General features: G+C 61.2%; 4 protein-coding genes. 1 reads left to right on the forward strand and 3 read right to left on the reverse strand.

Annotation, left to right across the window (positions count from 1 at the left end; translation table 11 throughout):
• Positions 1 to 297: 297 nt before the first annotated feature.
• Positions 298 to 990 carry a hypothetical protein gene (locus tag VMU57_RS20395; RefSeq protein ID WP_325386794.1) on the forward strand — a complete coding sequence of 231 codons (693 nt, stop codon included), beginning with the start codon at positions 298 to 300 and terminating at the stop codon, positions 988 to 990.
• A gap of 18 nt (positions 991 to 1,008) precedes the next feature.
• Here VMU57_RS20395 and VMU57_RS20400 read toward each other — a convergent pair whose 3' ends face one another.
• From VMU57_RS20400 to ald, 3 genes are all read right to left on the reverse strand, one after another.
• Complete coding sequence (locus VMU57_RS20400) at positions 1,009 to 2,397, reverse strand: sigma-54 dependent transcriptional regulator (RefSeq protein WP_325386796.1); 1,389 nt, start codon at positions 2,395 to 2,397, stop codon at positions 1,009 to 1,011.
• On the reverse strand, positions 2,394 to 4,886 hold the full coding sequence (locus tag VMU57_RS20405; RefSeq protein ID WP_325386798.1) for a sensor histidine kinase: 2,493 nt from the start codon (positions 4,884 to 4,886) through the stop codon (positions 2,394 to 2,396). The genes VMU57_RS20400 and VMU57_RS20405 overlap by 4 nt, the downstream gene beginning before the upstream one ends.
• Positions 4,887 to 4,954: 68 nt before the next feature.
• On the reverse strand, positions 4,955 to 5,823 hold an 869-nt coding region (gene ald / locus VMU57_RS20410), incomplete at its 5' end, for an alanine dehydrogenase (protein ID WP_325386800.1).

Below are 5,823 nucleotides of genomic sequence, written 5' to 3' on the forward strand. Positions count from 1 at the left end.
AGGGCTGCTGGGAACGAGGGTGTTTCTGGAGTTGTTTGTGAAGGTGCAGGAAGAGTGGCGGAGCTCGCGTGGTTTTGTCGAAGATCTGGATTGGCGGCGGCAGTTGGAAGAGATTGCGGAGAAACAGATGGGCGAGGAGAAACCCAGTTGATATTTCTATCTGTTGGGTTTCGTTCTGTGAAAAAAAAGTTGACAATTTATCCCCGATCGAGGTCTGGCAGCCCTGATGGCTGTGTCTAATTTAGACTTTAGAGAATGAATATGATGAGGATATTTTTCAGACGGTTCTCCCTGGATGTGTGTTCCACAATAATTCTTAGTGCCGGAATACTGTCAGCAGCATCGACTGCGGCGATTGCGCAGGCCACGATCGATCCAAACCTTCCGAATGAACCTCTCTATCACCAGCGCACTTTTCTGATTTTTCCGGGATATGAAACCGTCCATCAGATCGACGGTACCGTCCCGAAGCTGAAGGTACGGCAGAAGTATGAGCTTGCCTACCGCAAGACGGTCGACATTTCGTATCCGGCGCAGGCTACACTCTTTGCATTGGCGTCGCAGCCGGGCTTCTATGGACCGCAGTACGGCGCAGGAGCCGGACCTTATGGGGAACGGGTGGGCTACTATGCTGCCAGCATCGCATCGAGCAATCTTTTTGCCGATGGATTAATGCCGTCCCTGCTTCACCAGGACCCCCGCTATTTTAGAAAAGGCACGGGATCGTTCGCCGGACGGACATGGTGGGCCTTCCGCAGCGGGTTCCTCTGTCAGGGAGACAACGGCCACGAGGTAATTAATGGCTCGAAGATCATTGGATATGGCATGGCAACGGCGCTGACCGGAGCCTATGCGCCCAATGGGTTTGACGGGCCGGGGAAGTCGGTCGAGAGCTATGGGATTAAATTCGGAGTCAATTTTGTCGCCAACATGTTTCGCGAGTTTGGCGGCGTGAACGTGTATGCGCGGGACTCTAAACTGGCGAAATAGCCCGGGGACGAAGGCACGCTACTCCTTGACGCTGACACCGAGGGTCTTCATCTTGCGGTAGAGGTGGCTGCGCTCGAGGCCGAGGGATTCGGCGGTGCGGCTTACATTGCCGTGGTTCTCGTCGAGCTTCTTCAAGATGTAGTCGCGCTCGTAGGCTTCGCGGGCTTCGAGCAGCGAAGCGAACTCTTCGCCACGATTGAGACGGCCTGATTCGGTCAGCTTGCCGGGGCCGCGATAGACGAGCATGGGCAGATGTTTGCGCTCAATGCGCTGTGTCTTGGGGTTGAGGATGAGGACGCGCTCAACAAGATTGCGCAGCTCGCGCACGTTGCCGGGCCAGTGATATTGGCGGAGTGCGGTGAGGGCGTCTTCGGTCATCTCGACGTGAGGGCGGCCATATTGCTGGCCGAACTCCTGTAGAAATTCTTTGACGAGCAAGGGAATGTCTTCCTTGCGGTCGCGTAGCGGCGGCACGAAGAACGGAATGACGTTGAGGCGGTAGAAGAGGTCCTCGCGGAAGTTACCGCGGGCGATCTCCTCTTCGAGGTCTTTGTTGGTGGCGGCGATGACGCGGACATCGACGTGAATGGGGTGCGAAGCTCCGACGGGAAGGAAACGCTGCTCGTCGAGAGCGCGGAGCACTTTGGCCTGCGTCTTGAGACTCATGTCGCCAACTTCGTCGAGGAAGAGGGTTCCGCCGTCGGCCCGCTCGAAGGTGCCCTTCTTTTCCTGGGGGCCGCTGGTTCCAGCGGGGACAGCTCCGTGACGGTAGCCGAAGAGCTCGCTTTCGATGTAGTCCTCGGGGATGGCAGCGCAGTTGAGCTCGACGAAGGGGCGGTCTTTGCGCAGGCTTTCCGCGTGCATGGCGCGGCCTATCAGTTCCTTACCGGTGCCGGATTCGCCGAAGATGAGGACGCGGCCGTTGGTGGGAGCCATCAGCTTGATCTGCTGGCGCAGCGCCTTCATGGGGACGCTCTGGCCGGTGACGGTTCCCTTCACGGCGAGCTGGCGCGAAAACTCTTCGTTGTCTTCGCGCATCTGCCGCGCCTTCATCGCGTTCTTCAGAACGATGAGGGTGCGGTCCAGCGAGAGCGGCTTTTCGAGGAAGTCGTAGGCACCGAGCTTGGTGGCGCGTACAGCGGCCTCAATCGTGCCGTGGCCGCTGATGATGACGACCTCGGGGACATTGGCGCGATCGAGCGTGCGAATCTCGGCGAGGGTTTCGAGGCCGTCGCGATCAGGCAGCCAGATATCGAGCAGGACCACATCATAGGCTGCGTCGCGAAGCAGTTCGAGCGCCTCGCCCGCAGTGGCACTGGTGGTGACAAGGTAGCCCTCTTCGCGCAGGATGCTCTGGAGCGATTCGCGGATCTCGGCTTCGTCATCGACGATAAGGACGTGGTTCAAGCAGGGCCTCCGTGGCCGTTGGCGGTGGTGCTGGGAAGTTCGAGCTCGCTGTCGGTGTTGACGGCCGCCCTTAGTTCGATGATGAATTTTGCCCCGGCGGGAAAGTTCTTTTCGGCACGAATGGTTCCCTGGTGCTCCTGAATGATCTTGGCGGCGATGGCGAGGCCGAGGCCGGTGCCGCGCTGCTTGGTGGAGAAGTAAGGGAGGAAGAGGCGCTCGCGCATGTCGTCGGTGAGGCCGGTACCGGTGTCGGCGATGGAGAGCTCGACCATTCCGTTTTCGAGTTGCGCGGTGCCAATGCGGAGTTCGCGGAGCAGGCTCTGCTGCATGGCCTCGGCGGCGTTGTCGATGAGATTGCCAAGGGCGCGCTTGAGCGCTTCGGGATCGGCCATGACGAGCGGCAGGCCGGAGGGCATCTTTTTTACGATGGTGATGTTCTGCATGCGCCCGGCAAAGAGCGCCAGCGCATTTTCGACAATGGTGTTGAGATCGGCAGGGCGAGGGCGCGCTGTGGGGAACTCCGCCAGCGCGGCGAACTGATCGACCAGCGACCTCATGCTCTCGACCGACGAACTGATGACCTCGCTGCAGCGGCGGATGACGGCGGTTGATGGCGACTCGATGCTGTGATCAGAGAGCGTGGTGGCGAGGCGGTCGATGTGGCGGTGAATCTGCTCGGCGCTGAGACTGATAGGAGTGAGCGGATTTTTAATCTCGTGGGCGACGCGGCGAGCTACCTCCTTCCATGCGGACTGCTTTTGGGCGCGGAGAAGTTCGGTCGCGTTTTCGAGGACGATGACGTAGCCGCGATGTTCGCGGCTCATGCGGTCGTGCGTGCCGGGAGTTTCGAGCAGAGCGACGGTGGCGAGCAGGTTGAGGCTGCCCCCGAACCTGTCGTTGCCGAGGCTGGCCACCTCGATCTCGCTGGAAGCGGACCCCATGCGGTGGCTGCGCTTGATGAGGTGGTCGATGACGTCGGCGACCTCGGGCGGGAAGACCTCTTCGATGACGCGGCCAAGGAAGGGACGCTGGCCGCCTGGGTCCATCATCTCGCTGAGGGCTCGGTTGGTGAGGACGATACGGCGGTCGGCGTCGAGCGTGGCGACGCCGTTGGGAATGGTCTCGAGCATGGTCTCAAGCTCGCTGCGGCGGGCTTCGAGGGAGGCATTGGCTGCGCTGAGTTGAACGGTGGAGTGTTCGACGGCGCGGCGGCTGCCCTCAAGGTCGGCGGCCATGTGGTTGAAGCTGCGGACAAGCTCGCCCAGCTCTTCGGTAGCTCCCTCGTCGACGCGGCGGGCGTAGTCTCCGGCGGCGATGGCCTCCATCGCGTCGCCCAGGGCTTCTACTGGCCGTGTGACCTGCTTGGAGATATGCAACGCAAGCCAACTGGACGCGAAGAGCGCAAGGATCGTCATCATGAGCAGAAGGCTCATGTAAAGACTTCTGATCTGGCGGCGCTCGCGGAAGAGCACCCAATAGGCGTCGGCCTCTTTGCGAAGATGAGCCATGGTCGCTGCCATGCCGAAGGGCACGGGCAGGCCGACGACAACGGTATTGCCATGCTGAACGGTGGTGGCGGCGAGCGCGTAATCGGTCTGACCGAGCGAGAAGATGGGGGCATCGCTGCGCTGGGCAGCGGTGAGTATGGCGGCGTCGGTGGGATCGGTACGCGGCATGTGTATCGTCGGAGGAGGGCCATTTTCATCCGCAGGCGAGTCCGGCAGCCATGGCTTGACCTCGGCGGTGGCTCCATCTCGCTGGGGCATCTGGAAGCTGGCCACCGCGAGGCCGTCGCGATAGACGATGGCGAATCCATTCTGCAACGTGATCTCATGCTGGCGCAGGATGTCGTTGATGGCCTCGTGATCCTGCCGCGGCATCGGCTTCTCCGTCGCGGCTGCCGCCTGATGCGAAGTGCCTCGGCGAGGCCGACGCACCTGGCGGCGAGCGGACTGCCTCACCGGCTTTGGCTCAATGGCGGCATCTGAGGCAGTCTCTGCGGCGGGAAGGCTCGATGCGATAGAGTCTGCCTCGACACGGGCGTTGGCCGTGGTGTACTGGGCCAGCGCGAGCGCCATGTGGTTGCTGTCGTCGCGCATCTGCGTCACCGGCTGCCCGAACCAGCGGTCGACGGCACGGTTCATTAGTAGATAGCTGAAGGCAAACATGAACGCAATCGGCAGAAAACTCACCAGCACCGCGCCCCAGAGCATCCGCGTGCGCAGACGCGATCCCATGACGCGGCTGCGCTGGTCTGCATAGAGCTTGAGCATGTTGCGGACCAGAAGAACCAGGATGACCACGAAGAGCAGGAACGCTACGATGGACAGTCCCGTGAACAGGAAGATCTGCGCGAGATCGACGGGATGCGGAAGCCGTGGCGAATTGAAGGCATTGAGCGTATTCAGCGCGATCAGCAGCACAAGGAAGCACACGCCAAGGGCGATGATCAGGAGCTTTCGCCGGTTCGGGTTGATGGGCGTGGCCATACTTCTCCCTCAATGCCCGATTATAGGGACAGACGGCCGTTCTTTCTTCCGCAAAGAATTACAGAGGGTCAGCTCACCAGGGTTGAGACTGGCTTCCACTCGCGCTTCTGGGCGGTCGCCACGGCGGCATAGGTAAGGACGCCGTCGTAGGTGTTGACTCCCTCGGCGATTCCCTTATCTTCGGCGATCGCAGCCCTGGCCCCCAGGCGCGCCAGCTTCAGCACGTAGGGAAACGTAGCGTTGGTGAGGGCAAGAGTAGAGGTGTTCGGCACTGCTGCGGGCATATTGGTGACGCAGTAGTGCACGACGCCATTGACCTCGTAGGACGGATCGCTGTGTGTGGTGGGATGAGCAGTCTCGATGCAACCGCCCTGGTCGATGGCCACATCGACGATCACCGCGCCCTTCTTCATCCGTTCGACCATGGCGCGGGTGACGATCTTGGGCGCTGCCGCACCGGGAATGAGGACGCCCCCAATCACTAGATCGGCTTCGCAGACGGCACGCTCGATGTTGTAGCTGTTTGATGCCACGGTGAAGACGCGACCATTGAAGATGTCGTCCAGCTCGCGCAGGCGGTTCAGGTTCAGGTCGATCAGTGTGACCTTTGCGCCCATGCCGAGGGCGATCTTGGCGGCGTTGGTTCCGACGATGCCGCCGCCGATGATGCAGACGTTACCAGGAGCGACGCCGGGAACGCCGCCCAACAGAACGCCGCGGCCGCCATGCTCCTTCTCCAAATAGGCTGCGCCGACCTGAACGCTCATGCGGCCGGCTACCTCGCTCATGGGAGTCAGTAGCGGCAAGCCGCCGCTGCGGTCGCGTACGGTCTCATAGGCGATGCCTGTGACCATGCTGGCGAGCAGGGCGTCGGTGAGGACAGGCATAGGCGCGAGGTGGAGATAGGTGAACAGGACAAGGTCTTCGCGGAAGTGGC

It is taken from the genome of Edaphobacter sp., assembly GCF_035532915.1.
Classification (GTDB): Bacteria; Acidobacteriota; Terriglobia; order Terriglobales; family Acidobacteriaceae; genus Edaphobacter.